The 15,016-nt window shown below is 59.6% G+C and carries 12 protein-coding genes; 3 read left to right on the top strand and 9 right to left on the bottom strand.

Annotation, left to right across the window (positions count from 1 at the left end):
* Positions 1-15 precede the first annotated feature (15 nt).
* A complete protein-coding gene (gene proB, locus QZ383_RS13055) occupies positions 16-1,260 on the top strand; it encodes a glutamate 5-kinase (RefSeq protein WP_291446053.1) in 1,245 nt (414 codons plus the stop codon).
* Positions 1,261-1,548: 288 nt separating this feature from the next.
* Here proB and QZ383_RS13050 read toward each other — a convergent pair whose 3' ends face one another.
* The gene (locus tag QZ383_RS13050; RefSeq protein ID WP_291446052.1) at positions 1,549-2,313 is read right to left on the bottom strand and encodes a hypothetical protein; all 765 of its coding nucleotides are present in this window, start codon (positions 2,311-2,313) and stop codon (positions 1,549-1,551) included.
* Positions 2,314-2,560: 247 nt separating this feature from the next.
* Complete coding sequence (locus QZ383_RS13045) at positions 2,561-4,108, bottom strand: lipopolysaccharide biosynthesis protein (protein ID WP_291446051.1); 1,548 nt, start codon at positions 4,106-4,108, stop codon at positions 2,561-2,563.
* A gap of 230 nt (positions 4,109-4,338) precedes the next feature.
* Between QZ383_RS13045 and ilvD the strand changes: the two genes are divergently transcribed.
* Together ilvD and QZ383_RS13035 are read left to right on the top strand one after the other, a co-directional pair.
* On the top strand, positions 4,339-6,024 hold the full coding sequence (gene ilvD, locus QZ383_RS13040; RefSeq protein WP_291446049.1) for a dihydroxy-acid dehydratase: 1,686 nt from the start codon (positions 4,339-4,341) through the stop codon (positions 6,022-6,024).
* 116 nt (positions 6,025-6,140) lie between these two features.
* Positions 6,141-7,076 (top strand): AEC family transporter, encoded by a 936-nt coding sequence (locus QZ383_RS13035; RefSeq protein WP_291446047.1) that lies wholly within the window; start codon positions 6,141-6,143, stop codon positions 7,074-7,076.
* Positions 7,077-7,209: 133 nt separating this feature from the next.
* Here QZ383_RS13035 and QZ383_RS13030 read toward each other — a convergent pair whose 3' ends face one another.
* From QZ383_RS13030 to QZ383_RS13000, 7 genes are all read right to left on the bottom strand, one after another.
* On the bottom strand, positions 7,210-7,749 hold the full coding sequence (locus tag QZ383_RS13030; RefSeq protein WP_291446046.1) for a hypothetical protein: 540 nt from the start codon (positions 7,747-7,749) through the stop codon (positions 7,210-7,212).
* Positions 7,750-7,976: 227 nt separating this feature from the next.
* Complete coding sequence (locus tag QZ383_RS13025; protein ID WP_291446199.1) at positions 7,977-8,837, bottom strand: FAD/NAD(P)-binding protein; 861 nt, start codon at positions 8,835-8,837, stop codon at positions 7,977-7,979.
* A 179-nt stretch (positions 8,838-9,016) separates the two neighbouring features.
* Positions 9,017-10,102: a 4Fe-4S dicluster domain-containing protein gene (locus QZ383_RS13020; RefSeq protein WP_291446045.1), complete on the bottom strand. Its 1,086-nt coding sequence runs from the start codon at positions 10,100-10,102 to the stop codon at positions 9,017-9,019.
* Entirely contained in the window at positions 10,099-11,547 is a 1,449-nt protein-coding gene (locus QZ383_RS13015; RefSeq protein WP_291446043.1) for a hydrogenase iron-sulfur subunit, read from the bottom strand. Before QZ383_RS13015 ends, QZ383_RS13020 begins: the two co-directional genes overlap by 4 nt.
* A complete protein-coding gene (locus QZ383_RS13010; RefSeq protein WP_291446041.1) occupies positions 11,535-13,496 on the bottom strand; it encodes a CoB--CoM heterodisulfide reductase iron-sulfur subunit A family protein in 1,962 nt (653 codons plus the stop codon). Before QZ383_RS13010 ends, QZ383_RS13015 begins: the two co-directional genes overlap by 13 nt.
* The gene (locus QZ383_RS13005; RefSeq protein ID WP_291446039.1) at positions 13,496-14,428 is read right to left on the bottom strand and encodes a CoB--CoM heterodisulfide reductase iron-sulfur subunit B family protein; all 933 of its coding nucleotides are present in this window, start codon (positions 14,426-14,428) and stop codon (positions 13,496-13,498) included. The genes QZ383_RS13010 and QZ383_RS13005 overlap by 1 nt, the downstream gene beginning before the upstream one ends.
* Positions 14,425-15,006: a 4Fe-4S dicluster domain-containing protein gene (locus tag QZ383_RS13000; RefSeq protein ID WP_022658838.1), complete on the bottom strand. Its 582-nt coding sequence runs from the start codon at positions 15,004-15,006 to the stop codon at positions 14,425-14,427. The genes QZ383_RS13005 and QZ383_RS13000 overlap by 4 nt, the downstream gene beginning before the upstream one ends.
* Positions 15,007-15,016: the final 10 nt, after the last annotated feature.

The following is a 15,016-nucleotide window of genomic DNA, read 5'->3' as shown; positions in this document are numbered from 1 at the left end:
GTCTGTGGAGCATATATGACAGCGCCGACGGAAGACTGGCGGCAGGAACGCGCCCGGGTGCTTGCTCAGGCGCGGGTGGTGGTTGTCAAAGTAGGCAGCGCCGTACTCACCGATGCCCAGGGCCTGAGCATGCCTGTGCTGGAAAATCTGGCCGGGCAGTTGGCGCGTTTGCGCAACCTGCTGCCTGCGGGCGATGCGGCATCCGGTAATGCTGGTGGCGCGGAGCCGCGTCGGCTGGTGCTTGTTTCTTCCGGCGCTGTAGCCGCAGGCAGGGCGGCGCTTGCCACGCGCGGGCATGTGGTTGAAACCACAGGCCTCGCGGCGCGTCAGGCTGCGGCAGCAGTGGGGCAGGGGCAGCTCATGCAGAGCTGGGACAAGGTGTTTTTAGCCCACCGCATGCCCACCGCTCAGGTGTTGCTGACCCGCGATGACCTGCGCGCGCGTCAGCGCTTCCTTAACGCGCGCAATACCTTTGCCGAACTGCTGGAATGGGGCGTGCTGCCCATTGTCAACGAAAACGACACCGTATCCATCAGCGAACTGAAGTTCGGCGATAACGACTGCCTTGCAAGCCTTCTGGTCAATCTGACCGGAGCTGATCTTTTCATCAATCTCACTTCCGCCTCGGGCGTGCTGGCTGCCGATCCGCAAAAAGACCCCAACGCCCCCATCATGGATCACATTGATGATGTGGCGGCCCTTGATCTGGGTCAGCTTTGCGGCGGCAAGACTTCCGTAGGCACGGGCGGTATGTATTCTAAGCTGCTGGCTGCCCGTCGCGCCGCGCAGATTGGCGTTCCCACGCTGATTTTGCCGGGGCGCGAGCCGGAGATTATCACGCGGGCCTTTGCCGCCAGCGGTATTTGTCCGGCTCCGCAGGGACATGAGCCATTTACGGGCGGCACATGGGTTTGCCCGGCGCGGCATGCCATACCGCGCCGAAAATTCTGGCTGGCCTATCAGTCTGATCCGGCGGGCAGCGTGCATGTGGACGCTGGCGCGGCCAAGGCCCTGCTGCACAAGGGCGGCAGCCTCCTGCCCGGCGGCGTGTTCCGCGTTGAGGGCAACTTTCAGCAGGGCGGGCTGGTACGCGTGCTGCACGAAGGGCAAAGCCTTGGCGTGGGCCTCTCCAACTACAGCACCTCAGACCTGAAAAAAATTATGGGCCTGAAAAGGCACGAAGTCGCAGCTATTCTGGGCGATGCGCACTATCCTGAGGTTATCCATAGAGACAATCTGCTGCTTGATGCGGCAGTGTAAAGACAAAGGACGGATTCGATTACCCTCAGCAGCGCTGGCCTCAGTATAAAGGGCACCTGGGCAGCACTGCTATGCCCACCCATCAGGTAGACACCGTAAAAGCGAACAGGCGGAACATGTGCAAGAGCCGCTTGCTAAGTTTTTAGTACGAGGCCAAGTGAAGTCGGTGCACGAAGTGCCGCTGGTTGCTGCGCGGGGAGAAATGCAACAATCCGGAATGTTGGTGGGTGGGAGCATTGCCGGGATATAAACCGAGCATGCCCAAGGATATTTGCGCAACAACAGCGCTCAGGATGTTGTGGAAATAATACTGCCAATATCCCGCAAAAGCGGGTCTTCCTCACTCGGCATCGCATCCTTGGCGGCCTTATCCAGAATGCCTGCCTGTTCCACCAAGACTTTCGCCTCGCTTGTGTAAGATCCAGATAGCGAATTATTCCGACTATATATTACATTTACTGTGTTTATTTGTGTTGAAAGATCGCTGATAAGCGCATTTACATCGAGCGAGCCGCTGCTTAAATCAACACTCTTCAGGTAATCCAGATACGACAAATCGTTCAGTGTAAAGGTTGAACTACCGTATCCCATCTGCAGTTTAAAGGTGGAGGATTTTCCGTCGCCGCTGATAGTGAGGCGACTATCGTTCGTCCAGCCATTTTTATTTAACAAAGAAATATTATTGTATTTTGTTCCAGAAGCAACTGATGAGAGCTCCCCGGCGAGGGCTGTAAACGCGGCGCCGTTGACGCTGCCCTTGGTCGGGTCAGCCTTCACCTCTTGGGCAAGGGTCAACATCTTGTTCAGGTTGTCGCGCACCGAGGATGTGGACGTTGCAATCAGCGTGGCAATATTTGCCCCTTCAGTGGCATTTTTCGCCCCTTGCCGCAACATGGATGCATCAGTCCGGATTCGCCCGGTCAAGGCTGCGGCCAGCATTTCTTTGCCGGATGTGTAAGTTGGGGGCACTGACTGCGGCAAACTATCCAGCAGAAGGCTCAAGCTGGCCCTCTTTAAATATGTGGCTGTCAAAATATCATCAAAAAAGTCCATTCCGACACCTCACGCGCGCACAGTTTTGTACTCCTCCTTTTCTTGACGACATTTTCCCCAAAAAGTTTACCTGAATTCTGCCGCTTCTTGCACTGTGGAAGCTACGAAGTATGAAAACACGGCCAGCTCTCTCCGATAGAATTTCGGGAAAAGCTGGCCGATTGAATATTCGTCCTGGCCTTTTTGGCCTGTCCACTTGATGGGGAGCAGACCACTGTCCGGCCTTTCTCTTTTGTTGGACAGGGGGTTAGCTGTGCGATCTGGATTTGCTGAACCGGATGAATACTTCGCGCAATTCCTGCCGGGAAAAGCCCATTACAGCGGGCATGCCCAGGCAGAGCAGCCCGATAGCCGCGGTGTAGATGACGCCGGAAACAAGAAAACGCGGCAGGGAATCCACATCGCCAATGCCAAGATAGAGCGTAAGCTGGCGGCAGCCAAAAGCCAGCAGCAGCAAGACGGCGAGGCTCCATACCTGATGGGCCACGTTGCGCCAGAACTTGAGCGGAATAAAGCGCGAGGCCAGCCAAAGATACACGTTCACCGTGATGATCTGCACGCACACGGTTTTGATCGCCAACCCTACGGCTCCGAGGCCAAGCCCATAATATTCCGGCGGCGCAAGCAGAAACCACGCTGTGCTGAAACCGTAAATGCATTCCAGCGCCGCCATATTGCGCAGCACCTTGGTGCGGCCCGTAGCGTGAAAAACTGATCCGGCAAGCTGCCCATAGGCCTGATGCAGGGGGTAAAGCGCCATGATCTGCACGGGCAGGGTAGCAGCGGCAAACTGCGCGCCGCCAAAAAAGTTCACCAGGGCGGAACCTTCGGCCAGCGTAAAGCACGAAAAATAGGCGGCCACTACGTACAGCAGCGGGGCAAAGCGCGTGAGCAGGCGGCCCATGGCCTCGCGGTCATTGTTGCCCCAGGCGATGGAAAGTTCGCGCATGACCAGAGGTGTCATGGCTGAAACAAAAAGAAAGCAGGCCATGCTGACTTTTTGGGAAAGGGCAAAAAAGCCCTGTTCCACGCTGCCGTCAAACCATTGCAGCAGCCAGCGCTCGGCAGTGAGGAGCAAAAAGGAAAGCAGGGCCTGCACGAACAGCGGGTGGCTGTAATTGAAAAATTCCCGCCCATAGGCGCGCGTCTGCTCAGGTGTGAGCCGGAAGTGCAGGGGAATGCCCGCCTGCCGCCAGTAGGTGCGCGTAACAAGCCAGTACCCAAGGGCAGTTGCCCCAAGCATGAGGTATTGCTGGGCAAAGAGCGTGTGGATGTTCAGCCAGTCGGCCCAGAACATGAGCCCCAGCAAGCCCACCGTAAACAGCGAAACAACGGTGCGCACCATTTCGGAAGAAACTGTCGCGCCCACGGCATCGTTCATGGAGCGCAGCACCCGGCCCCACCATGTCAAAAAAGCCCACAAGGCTGCCAGCGGCGCGAGCCAGAGGGGCACATCTGGCATGAGCAGCTCGCCAGCCGCAGGAATCTGCAGCAGGCCTGCGGCCAGCAAGATAATGGCGAATACCGCAGCTGTGGCGCGCATGTAAAAGCCGATGAGGCCGGTCTCTGCCTGACGGCGCGAGAGGGAATTGTAAAAGCAGGTGGAGGTTCCCATATCCAGAAAGCCGGAAAGCTGCTGGAACAGGTTGGTGGCAAAGCTGTAATTGCCGTACATCTGCGGCCCGAGCGCGCGGGGCAGAATGGCCTCCATGACAAGGTAGACCGGGACGGAGGCGATATTGGCCACGAGCTTGAATATGTAGCGACGGGCCAGGGTTGGGGTAGAGCTTTGCATGCCGGGAAATTAGCTCACTTCGGCGGCGCGCTCAAGTGGCTGAGGCCTGTGCGGAAAAAATACCTGTTCAGCCGGGGGGATTGCCATACGTCTGGATGGTAATTTTCTGTTCGGCAGGGCGGCAGGGGCGGCTATGGCGTGTTTACGGGCGCAAAAAATTACCGTACCATTCTCATTCCGATTGCGGGCGCAAGAGGAATGTTTGTTGTTCATACCATAAGGATACCGTCATGGATGATGAAGCACGCAGCAAAAAAATGAAGTCCGGGCTGGAAAAAGCCCCCCACCGCTCCCTGCTCTATGCTCTGGGCCTCACCAGAGAAGAAATGGAACGCCCCCTGGTAGGCATTGTGAATGCCGCCAGCGAGGTTGTTCCCGGGCATATGCACCTGAACAGCCTGGCCGATGCGGTCAAGGCCGGTGTACGTATGTCGGGCGGTACGCCGCTGCAGTTCCCGGCTATTGCCGTGTGCGACGGCCTGGCCATGAACCACGAAGGCATGCGTTTTTCCCTGCCCTCGCGTGAATTCATCGCGGATTCCATTGAAATTATGGCGCGCGGTCACGCCTTTGACGCCCTGGTGTTCATTCCCAACTGCGACAAGTGCGTTCCCGGTATGCTCATGGCCATGATGCGCCTGAACATCCCTTCGGTGCTGGTTTCCGGCGGCCCCATGCTGCCCGGCGACATCGGCCCCGGTAAGCGCGGCGATCTTATCACCGTGTTTGAAGCCGTGGGCAAGGTGCGCAGCGGCGCCATGACCGAAGAAGAGCTGGAATACATGGCCGAACGCGCCTGTCCCGGCTGCGGCGCCTGCGCGGGCATGTTCACGGCCAACTCCATGAACTGCCTGTCTGAAACCATCGGCGTGGCCCTGCCCGGCAACGGCACCATCCCCGCTGTGAGCGGCGCGCGCATCCGCCTTGCCAAAACGGCGGGCATGCGGGTTATGGATCTGCTGCGCAAGAACATCCGCCCGCTGGACATCGTAACACCCAAGTCTATTGCCAACGCAGTGGCCGTGGATATGGCCCTTGGCTGCTCCACCAACACCGTGCTGCACCTGCCCGCCGTGTTTGGCGAGGCCGGGTTGAAGCTTGGCCTGGAAATTTTTGACGAAGTCAGCAAAAAGAGCCCCAACCTGTGCAAGCTTTCCCCGGCGGGCAAGCATTACATGGTTGATCTGGACAACGCGGGCGGGATCCCTGCCGTCATGACCGAGCTGGACAAGCTGGGCCTCATCAACAAGGACTGCATGACCGCCACGGGCAAGACCGTGGGCGAAAACCTCAAGATCATGAACGCCCGCGTCATGAACCCTGAAGTGATCCGCAGCGTTGAAAACCCCTACTCCAAGCAGGGCGGCATTGCCATTCTGCGCGGCAGCCTGGCCCCCGAGGGCGCTGTGGTCAAGCAGTCTGCCGTTGCACCCGAAATGATGTGCCGCGACGTCACGGCACGGGTGTTTGAGTCGGAAGAAGACGCCATGAAGGCCATTCTTGACGGCAAGATCAAGGCCGGGGACGGCGTTGTGATCCGTTACGAAGGCCCGCGCGGGGGCCCGGGCATGCGCGAAATGCTCTCGCCCACGGCGGCCATCACAGGCATGGGCCTTGGCAAGGATGTTGCCTTGTTGACGGACGGCCGTTTCTCAGGCGGCACCAATGGCGCGGCCATCGGGCACATTTCGCCCGAAGCAGCGGACGGTGGCGTTATCGCTCTGGTGCACGAAGGCGATACCATCCATATCGACATTCCCAACCGCAAGCTGGATCTGCTTGTGGACGAGGCCGAGCTTGCCAAGCGGCGCGCCGCCCTTGTGGTGCCCAAGAAGGATTGTCCTTACCCCGTGCTGCGGCGTTATGCCTATCTGGTCAGCTCGGCTGCCAATGGCGGGCGTTACAAGGAAATCTAACTAACTGAGCGAAATGATTCAAAGCCCCCACGAGCCGGATTTGTTTTCTGGCTTGTGGGGGTTTTCTGGCCCCTGAGCGCAAGTTGCGAAAGAGCATTTTGAAAGGATAAAGAGACATGGCGTTTTTGCATGCGCTGGGCGGTGTATTCGGGCTGATGCTGCTGGGCTTTGTGGGGTTCATGCTGGCGGCGCGCAACTGGTTTGGCGCGGAAACCCGCATTGTGCTGCCGCGCCTGATCACCCAGATCGCCCTACCGCCCTTTCTTATGTACACCATCATGCACTCGTTCCATCGGGACGATCTGCTCATGCTGGCAAAGGGGGCGCTGCTGCCGTTGGGCTCGGTGACCCTCACCTTTGCGATGGCCATTGTGCTTGCCAAGCTGGCCCGCGTCAAAAGGCAGCATTTTGGCCTGTTCTGCGCCAGCGTGGCCAATTCGAACACAATTTTTATTGGTATTCCCGTTAATCTGGCCCTGTTCGGCGAAAGTTCCATCCCCTATGTGCTGCTGTACTATGCCGCGAGCACGGTTTTTTTCTGGACTGTGGGGGTCTACTCGATCACCTGCGATATTACTGAAAACAGAGGAAAAATTCCTCTGCGCACCCGGGTCAGGCAAGTATTTTCTCCGCCTTTCCTGGGTTTTATAACGGGTTTGATTCTGACAATGCTGGGCGTTGAACTGCCCGAATTTTTACAGAACGTCGCCCGCTCGCTGGGTAATCTCACTACGCCGCTTGCCATGATTTTTATTGGTATTTCCATCTACGACATGGGATTGCGCAGTATCAGGATCGGCAAGGATATGGTTCTGCTGGCGATGGGGCGCATGATGCTTGGCCCGCTCGTGATGCTTGGCCTGCTCTATTTCTTTCCGGTGCCTGCGCTCATGGGCAAGGTTTTCATTATCCAGGCATCCCTGCCGGTGATGGCCCAGGCGGCTATTTTGAGCGCCCACTACCATACTGACCCTGAATTTGGGGCGCAGGCCGTCAGCCTGACAACGTTGCTTTCCATGATCACCATACCGCTTTACATGGTTATTTTTTAGAGCAGCCCTGTCATTGTGCCATCTTCAGCGGAGGTAGCAGTTCAAATTAACATGCTCTGTTCTTGCTTTTTTCAAATACAAGGGCCGCAGATTTTGCAATCTGCGGCCTTCAAATTTTGGGGGAGGGATTGGGCTACTTGGCGCTTTCGGCCAGCACGTCCAGCATGAGGGAATCGGGTTTTTTGCTGCAAGCGTCAAGGTAGGCCTTGAGGGTGTCATCGCTGTTAAGCACGGATGCGGGTTTGCCGCTCTTGCCCCGGTTGTAGCCGTCAAGCCAGATCACAAAGCCACTGCCATCGTCGGGGTTGGCGGTGTAATCCTTGCACAGGGTCTTGTCCGCGCGCCATGTGCTCCCTGTATCAACAGGAAATGTCTTGCGGGCTTCCTGCCAAATGGCGGCAACCTTTTTGGTGGGGTCAACCTGGCAGGCGCCGTAAACCTGGCCCAGCATGGGGGCGAGTGTCTCCGGGTCTGCAATGGGGTTGCCCATCTTGGCGCTCACATAGCCGTCAATTTGCAGGCCTTCAAATATGGGCGGCTGGCCGCCTTCGGTCATGGGCTGGGTCACGAGCTCGGCGCAGATGTAGGTGGAAGGATCAATCTTGTCGTTGCTGGCCTGAACAGCCACGGGCAGTCCAAGCATCAGGCAACAGAGAATCAGCATTTTTTTCATGAATACTCCCTTGAAGAAAGCGTTGTACTTCCTTGACCCACTGCGCCCGTCCTGTCAACTGTCGCCGAATGGATGCGCAGCGGCAAAACCGGCCTGGCTCAGTGGTCTGCGCGAGTGTGCAGGCAGAACTCCAACTGGGCGCAAAAAAGGGAGGCTCCATTATGGCTGCCCAAGGGCAATCACAAGGGAACCCCCCGCAAACAGACTATGCTGAATGCCGTGGAATTTTACAGTTCCGGCGGCAGATCCTGCAATTCCTGCCAGGTGAACACGGGGCCGTCCACGCAGACGTAGCGGCCGCCGATGTTGCAGCGTCCGCAGATGCCGACGCCGCACTTCATGCGTTTTTCAAGTGTGGTCACGATGTTTTCAGGCGCAAAGTTGAGCTTTTGCAGGGCCTGCACCGTGAACTTGATCATGATGGGCGGGCCGCAGAGCACAGCCACGCAGTTTTTGGGATCGGGGTTCAGTTCCAGCAGCACGTTGGGGATCAGGCCTACCTTGTGCGGCCAGCCGTCAAAGGGGGCGTCGATGCACAGGGTGCAGTCCAGATCGTCGCGGCGCAGCCAGTCTTCCGTTTCATAGCTGAAGGCCATGTCGCGCGGGGAACGCGCGCCGTAGAGCAGGCTCACCTTGCCAAAGTCGGCGCGGTGTTCCAGCACGTGCAGCATGATGGTGCGGATAGGTGCCATGCCGATGCCACCGCCCACAAAGAAGATGTCCTTGCCCTTCCAGTCGGCATAGGGAAAGTGATTGCCCAAGGGAGCGCGCACGCCCACCTTGTCGCCGGGTGAGAGCCTGTGGATGGCCGAGGTCACTTCGCCCGCCTGCATGACAGAGAACTGGAGGTAGTTCTTCTGCGACGGCGGCGAGTTGATGACGAAGGTGGATTCGCCAGCGCCGAATACGGAGAGCTGGCCCACCTGGCCGGGTTCGTAGGTAAAGGACTTCATGGCGGCATCATCGTCCAGCACCACGCGCAGGGTCTTGATGTTGCCGGTTTCCTGTATGACTTCGGCCACAGTGGCGGGCATGGGCAGGTAGGGGTTGCCCTGCATCATGGGACGGGCCGTGATTTCGCGCAGCATGCCGCCGTCGGGCGCGGGCTTGAGGCCCGGCTTGGCGGCTGGCTTGGCGGCGGCAGTAGGCTTGGTATCCACAGCGGGTTCTGCCTTTGCAGCGGCCTTTTCAGGCGCGGCGGTATTTTGGGGCTCAGTCTTGGGAGTGGTGGCTTTGCCGGTAGTTTTCTTGGTTGCCATGTCTGCTCCTACTTGTCCGTGGACTTCTTGTCATCGTTGCCGTCTTCGATGGCGGCCAGCACGATGGAGCGGATGTCCACGCAGACGGGGCAATTGCTGATACAACGGCCACAGCCGCTGCACGAGAACGAACCCCAGTTTTCAGGATAGGTGGAGTACTTGTGCGAAACGCGGTTGCGCATGCGGAATGCCTTGAGCATGCGCGGGTTGTGGCCGCTGGCCTCGCGGGTGAACAGCGAGGACATGCAGTTGTCCCAGCTGCGCAGACGGCGGCCACCTTTTTCGCTCAGTCCTTCGCCCTCATCGGTGATGGTGAAGCAGTAGCAGGTGGGGCAAAAGTAGGTGCAGGCCCCGCAGGAGAGGCAGCGGTCGGTCTGATCCTGCCAGAACTGCGTGTCGTTAAAGCGGGCAGCCACTTTTTCGGGCGCGTTTTTGATATTGGGTGCAGGCACAAGGCTGGCCCAGGCTTCCTTGCGGGCGGCTTCCGCCTTGGGGAAGAGCTCGGCGCCTTCCGCAAGGGAAGACGCAGCCAGCAGTTCTTCGCCCTTGGGCGTGATGGCCTGCAGCACATAGCCGCCCTCGATCTCGGTCATGAGCACGTCCGAGCCTTCGGGGGAGGTTGGGCCGCCGCCAACCCAGTGACAGAAGCAGGTGTTGCAGCCGCTGCCGCAGGTGAGCGTAACCACCGTGAGCTGCTCGCGCCGCGCCTTGTAGTAAGGATCGGCGTAAGGCCCTTTGAGGTAGGGGCGGTCAAGCACCGCATAGCCCCGCGCATCGCAGGGGCGGCAGGCAAAAACCACGGTGGGCTGAGCCTCGGGCTTGTCGTCCAGGCTCATGGTGACGCGCTCGAGGTTTTCCGGATCCTTGGTTTTCTTGTAGCGCACCAGGGTTTCGCACTGGGGCAGCACGGCCTCCTTGGCGGGCACAGTGGCCTTTTCCAGAGTAAACGGCTTGCCTTCCTGCCACGGCTCAAAGACCACAGAGCGCTTGTTGGCGGGCTTTTCTACCGGCACCAGCACACGGCGGCCATTCTGCGAGAGGTAGGCAAGAAACGCGGGCAAGCCGTCAGGGGTAACAAAGCGGATCATGCTCATTTCCAGTCCCTCTCATGAATGTTCTTTTCAACCACTTCATAACCCAGCAGGGGCGGCACTTCGTCCGGGTTGAGGCCGGGCTGGTAGTCGTCGAAAAGCTGGGCCACAGCGCGGGCAATCTGCTGGCGCAGGGCCAGGATGGGAATGCCCACGGGGCAGGCGCGCTGGCATTCGCCGCAGCCTGTGCAGCGGCCAGCCAGATGCATGGCGTGGATGGTCTGGAAGAAGAGTTTTTCCTTGGCGCTGTCTTCCTGCGTCATCCAGTGCGGATCGCGGCTGTCGGAGACGCAGTAGTCGCGGCACACGCACATGGGGCAGGCGTTGCGGCAGGCGTAGCAGCGCAGGCAGCGGTCCATCTGGCCGCGCCAGAAGGCGAGCCGCTCGTCCAGAGTCATGGAATCGAGCAGGGCCAGTTCCGGCGGGGTATTGGGTGCGCCGTCCACCTTGACGGGCTGACCAAGCAGGGTGTCGGCCAGCACTGCCGAAGGCGTGGTGCAGCCGTAGCATTTGCCCTGGGCGTAGTCGGTCATGCAGAAGCGGTGATCCTTGCCGTCGGCGGTGATGGTCACACCGGCCTCGTCATAGGTCACGCCGTCGATCTTGGTGTAGCGACCCAGATCCTGATTGACGCGGGCCATGTCGAGCGTGCCTTCGCAGGGCAGGGCAAAGATGGTCACATCCTCGCGGCGGATCAGGTTTTCCTGAAGCAGCTCGACAACGGAGCGGGAATCGCAGCCCTTGACCACAATGCCCACCTTTTTGCCCTTGAACGAGGGCAGGTACACGGCGGGATTGTTGACGTTAAAGGGCCCCCACACCAGCTTGTCCACATCCTCGGGGGTCTTCATGAACAGGGGCACGGTGTGCGCGGCGTCATAGCCCTGCTGCCAGCCCAGCACACAGTCCAGCTCGGGCAGCTTGGCCTTGATGGCTTCCTTGAGTTCGGCCAGGGCGGCGTTCTGCCCTGTGCCGAGGGAGCGCAGGGAGGTCAGCGCCATGTCGGCTATTTTGAGCAGCGGTTCCGGATCTTCCAGCTTGGGCGCGGGGCCGAGCTTGTGGATGCGGTCGGTAAAGACCGTGACCACCTGCTGCCAGCGCTGGCCTTCGGAGGCTGAAACCCAGGTGTATTCAAAGCGGCGTTCGTCAATGCCCAGCACGGGCAGGAACTGCTTGAGCACCTCAAGGCGGCGGCGGGCGTAGAAGTTGCCCGCTGCGTAGTGGCAGTCGCGGGGGTGGCAGCCGGAAACCAGCACGCCGTCCGCGCCGTTGAGCAGCGCCTTGACGATGAACAGCGGGTCAATGCGCCCCGAGCAGGGAACACGGATGACGCGCAGGTCAGTTGGCTGGGTGGCACGGGCCACACCGGCCGTATCCGCGCCGCCATACGAACACCAGTTGCAGAGAAAACCTACAATTCTCAGTTCTTTGCCGTTTAGCACTGGCATAAGGCGTTTACCTCCGCAAGGATCTGGTTGTCAGTAGCGTGTGAAAGCTGGATGGCCCCCTGCGGACAGGTGGACGTACACAGGCCGCAGCCCTGGCACACGGTCTCGATGACCTGAGCCTTGCCCTCGCCCCGGATTTCCACTTCCTTGATGGCTCCAAAGGGGCAGCAGCGGATGCACTTGCCGCAGTTGACGCAACGGCGGATGTCCACCTGGGCGATCTGCGGGTCGCTTTCAAGCTTGTCCTTGGAGAAGAGCGCCAGAACCTTGGCCGCAGCGGCGGAACCCTGGGCCACGGAGGCGGGAATGTCCTTGACCCCCTGGCACACGCCCGCCAGATACACGCCGGCGGTATTGGTTTCCACAGGCTTGAGCTTGACGTGGCTTTCCATGAAGAAGCCGTAGCTGTCGTAGGAGATACGCAGTTTTTCCGCCAGCTGGGGCGAGCCCTTGCTGGCCTCGACGCCCACGGCAAGCACCACCAGGTCGGCCTTGATTTCCACGGGCTGGCCCAGCAGGGTGTCCACGCCCATGACCGTCATCTGGCCGTTGCCGTCGGGGTAAATCTGCGACACGCGGCCACGGATGTATTCCGTGCCGTATTCTTCCATGGCCCGGCGGGTAAACTCGTCGTACATCTTCCCTGGAGCGCGGATGTCCATGTAGAAGACAAAGGACTTGGAATCGGGAATGTGATCCTTGGTCAGGATGGCCTGCTTGGCCGTGTACATGCAGCAGAAGCCGGAGCAGTAGGGACGGCCCACGGATTTGTCGCGCGAGCCGACGCACTGCACAAAGACGATGTTCTTGGGTTCCCTGCCGTCAGAGGGGCGCTTCACATGCCCGCCCGTGGGGCCGGATGCGGAGAGCAGGCGCTCGTACTGCAGGGAGGTGATGACGTCGGGGTACGCGCCGCCGCCGTATTCCTTGTACACGGTCCAGTCCATGAGGTCATAACCGGTGGCGGCAACAATGCTGCCCACTTCTTCGGTGATGACTTCATCTTCCATGTCGTACTTGATGGCCCCGGTGGGGCACACCTTGGCGCACACGCCGCACTTGCCCTTGAGAAGCTGGCGGCAGAACTGCGGATTGATGACGGCCTTCTTGGGGATAGCTTGCGGGAAAGCAATAGTGATGGCCGTGGTGTTGCCCGTCAGTTCATTGAAGGTGTCGGGCGTTTTCTTGGCAGGGCATTTTTCGGTGCATGCACCGCAGCCCGTGCACAGGTTCCAGTCCACATAGGTGGTACGCTTGCGGATTTTAACCGTAAAGTTGCCCACGTAACCCGAAATGTCTTCCACTTCGGAATAGGCGTAGAGCGTAATGTTGGAGTGCTGGGCCACGTCCACCATCTTGGGGCCGAGAATACAGGCCGAGCAGTCAACGGTGGGGAAGGTTTTGTCCAGCTTGGCCATCTTGCCGCCGATGGTCGCGTCGCGTTCCACCAGCACCACCTGAATGCCGCCGTCGGCGCAGTCAAGCGCGGCCTGGATGCCAGCCACGCCGCCGCCGATGACAAGCACGCGCTTGTTGACGTCAAAGCTCTTGGCCAGCAGGGGCTTGTTGTTGCGCAGCTTTTCCACCGCAAGCTGCACCAGTTCGGCAGCCTTGTTGGTGTTGGCTTCCATGTCTTTGCCGATCCACGAAACGTGCTCGCGGATGTTGGCCATTTCGAGCATGTAGCGGTTCAGCCCCGCGCGTTCCACCGTGCGGCGGAAGGTGGGCTCATGCATGCGCGGCGAGCAGGAGGCAACAACAACGCCGTCGAGCTTGTGCTCGTGGATGGCAGCCTCAATTGCCGCCTGGCCCGGTTCGGCGCAGGTGTACATGGGGTCATCGGCATAGACCACGTCCGGGTAGGTGCGGGCAATGGCCGCCACCTGGGCGCAATCGACGGTTCCGGCGATGTTGCTGCCGCAGTGGCAGATAAATACGCCTATTCTCATTACCTGCCTCCTTCAGCGGCCTTGGCCTTCTGCTCTGTGGGTTTGGCCGCTTCCTCGCGGCGCAGCTCGCCCAGTTTGCGGATAAGGCCGTTGGGGCTCACGCACAGCTTGTTCAGGCCCAGTTCTTCTTCCGGCAGATCAAAGGCAATGCCCATCATCTGGGTGAAGTAGAGCACCGGCATGCGGAACTTGGTATCCATGGCCGCGCTGGCCTGATCCTGGCGCAGGTCGAGGTTCATCTGGCAGAGAGGACAGGCCACCACAATGGCGTCCGCGCCAAGGCGGGTTGCCAGCTCAAGGATGCGGCCCGAATTCTTGGCTGTCATGGGGCGCTCGGGAATACCGAAGGACGCGCCGCAACAGGCGGTCTTGAGCGGAAAATCAAGCATTTCCGCGCCGCAGGCCGACATCACTTCTTCCATGAGCGTGGGATTTTCCGGGTCGCCAAAGTTCATGACTTCCGCCGGGCGGCTCATGAGGCAGCCGTAGTAGGCCACAAGCTTCAGGCCCTTGAGGCTCTGGCGCACGCGGGCGGCGATGGCGTCCATTTCCATCTGCGCGGCAATGCCCTGCATGACGGAGGTGACAGGCGGGAATTCTTTGGCCGAGGGGCCGTCCAGCAGCTCGTCAACACGGCTGCGGAAGGCGGGGTTTTCCATGCGCTTGGAGGCCATGCGCAGGTTGGAAAGGCAGCTGGGGCAAGGCGTGAGCAGAACTTCAGCCTTTTGCTGGGCGGCAATATCAAGATTGCGCACGCACAGGGCAGCGGAAAGTTCCGTATCCACGGCATGGGCCGGGGTGGAGCCGCAGCAGTTCCAGTCGGGAATATCCACAAGTCTCATGTCCAGGGCTTTGCACACAGCCTGGGTGGACATTTCGTAATCTTTTGAGGACCCCCTGGCGGAGCAGCCGGGGTAGTAGGCAAAATTCATGGGCGCACCCCCTCGCGCTTGGCGCGTTCCTTGTAGCGCGTAAAGATACGGGTAACCGGCCCTGCCCCGCCCGGCAGAATATGGGGCTTGAGGCCCAGCTTGCCTTTTTTGAGGGCTTCGGGCGCGAGGTCAACGTCGGTAAACACGCGAAGCGAGCGCATCATGTAGAGTGCCATGGTGCCGATTTCGTGGGTGCGGCCAAAGGTGCGCACCGTATCCAGGAAGGAAAACCAGAATTTTTCCACCTTGGGAACGGCCACGCGGCCTTCCTTGCGGGCCATGTGACGCAGGGTCTCCATGACTCCGGCCACATCGATGTTGTTGGGACACCGTTGGCTACAGGTGGAACAGGACAGGCACATCCAGATGGAACGCGAATCAAGTACCGCGTCCTTCAAGCCCAACTGTACCGCCCGCATGATCTGGTTGACCTGCATGTCGTAAACGAAACCTGCGGGACAGCCGGCAGTACAATTGCCGCACTGATAGCAGGTGGACACTTTTTGCCCGCTGTGCGCATCCACTTCCTCCGTAAAGGCGGGATCGCGCAGGCGGTTCAGGTTAATGGCTTCGTTCATGGGAACTCTC

Source organism: Desulfovibrio sp. (genome assembly GCF_019422935.1).
Classification (GTDB): Bacteria; Desulfobacterota; Desulfovibrionia; order Desulfovibrionales; family Desulfovibrionaceae; genus Desulfovibrio.
The sequence above is the reverse complement of the archived record's forward strand: the minus strand, read 5'-3'. Positions and strand labels throughout refer to the sequence as shown.

Coding starts and splice junctions, on each gene's coding strand:
- proB (WP_291446053.1), top strand. CDS start 16: ATGACAGCGCCGACGGAAGACTGGCGGCAGGAACGCGCCCGGGTGCTT.
- QZ383_RS13050 (WP_291446052.1), bottom strand. CDS start 2,313: ATGGACTTTTTTGATGATATTTTGACAGCCACATATTTAAAGAGGGCC.
- QZ383_RS13045 (WP_291446051.1), bottom strand. CDS start 4,108: ATGCAAAGCTCTACCCCAACCCTGGCCCGTCGCTACATATTCAAGCTC.
- ilvD (WP_291446049.1), top strand. CDS start 4,339: ATGGATGATGAAGCACGCAGCAAAAAAATGAAGTCCGGGCTGGAAAAA.
- QZ383_RS13035 (WP_291446047.1), top strand. CDS start 6,141: ATGGCGTTTTTGCATGCGCTGGGCGGTGTATTCGGGCTGATGCTGCTG.
- QZ383_RS13030 (WP_291446046.1), bottom strand. CDS start 7,749: ATGAAAAAAATGCTGATTCTCTGTTGCCTGATGCTTGGACTGCCCGTG.
- QZ383_RS13025 (WP_291446199.1), bottom strand. CDS start 8,837: ATGCTGCGCGAAATCACGGCCCGTCCCATGATGCAGGGCAACCCCTAC.
- QZ383_RS13020 (WP_291446045.1), bottom strand. CDS start 10,102: ATGAGCATGATCCGCTTTGTTACCCCTGACGGCTTGCCCGCGTTTCTT.
- QZ383_RS13015 (WP_291446043.1), bottom strand. CDS start 11,547: ATGCCAGTGCTAAACGGCAAAGAACTGAGAATTGTAGGTTTTCTCTGC.
- QZ383_RS13010 (WP_291446041.1), bottom strand. CDS start 13,496: ATGAGAATAGGCGTATTTATCTGCCACTGCGGCAGCAACATCGCCGGA.
- QZ383_RS13005 (WP_291446039.1), bottom strand. CDS start 14,428: ATGAATTTTGCCTACTACCCCGGCTGCTCCGCCAGGGGGTCCTCAAAA.
- QZ383_RS13000 (WP_022658838.1), bottom strand. CDS start 15,006: ATGAACGAAGCCATTAACCTGAACCGCCTGCGCGATCCCGCCTTTACG.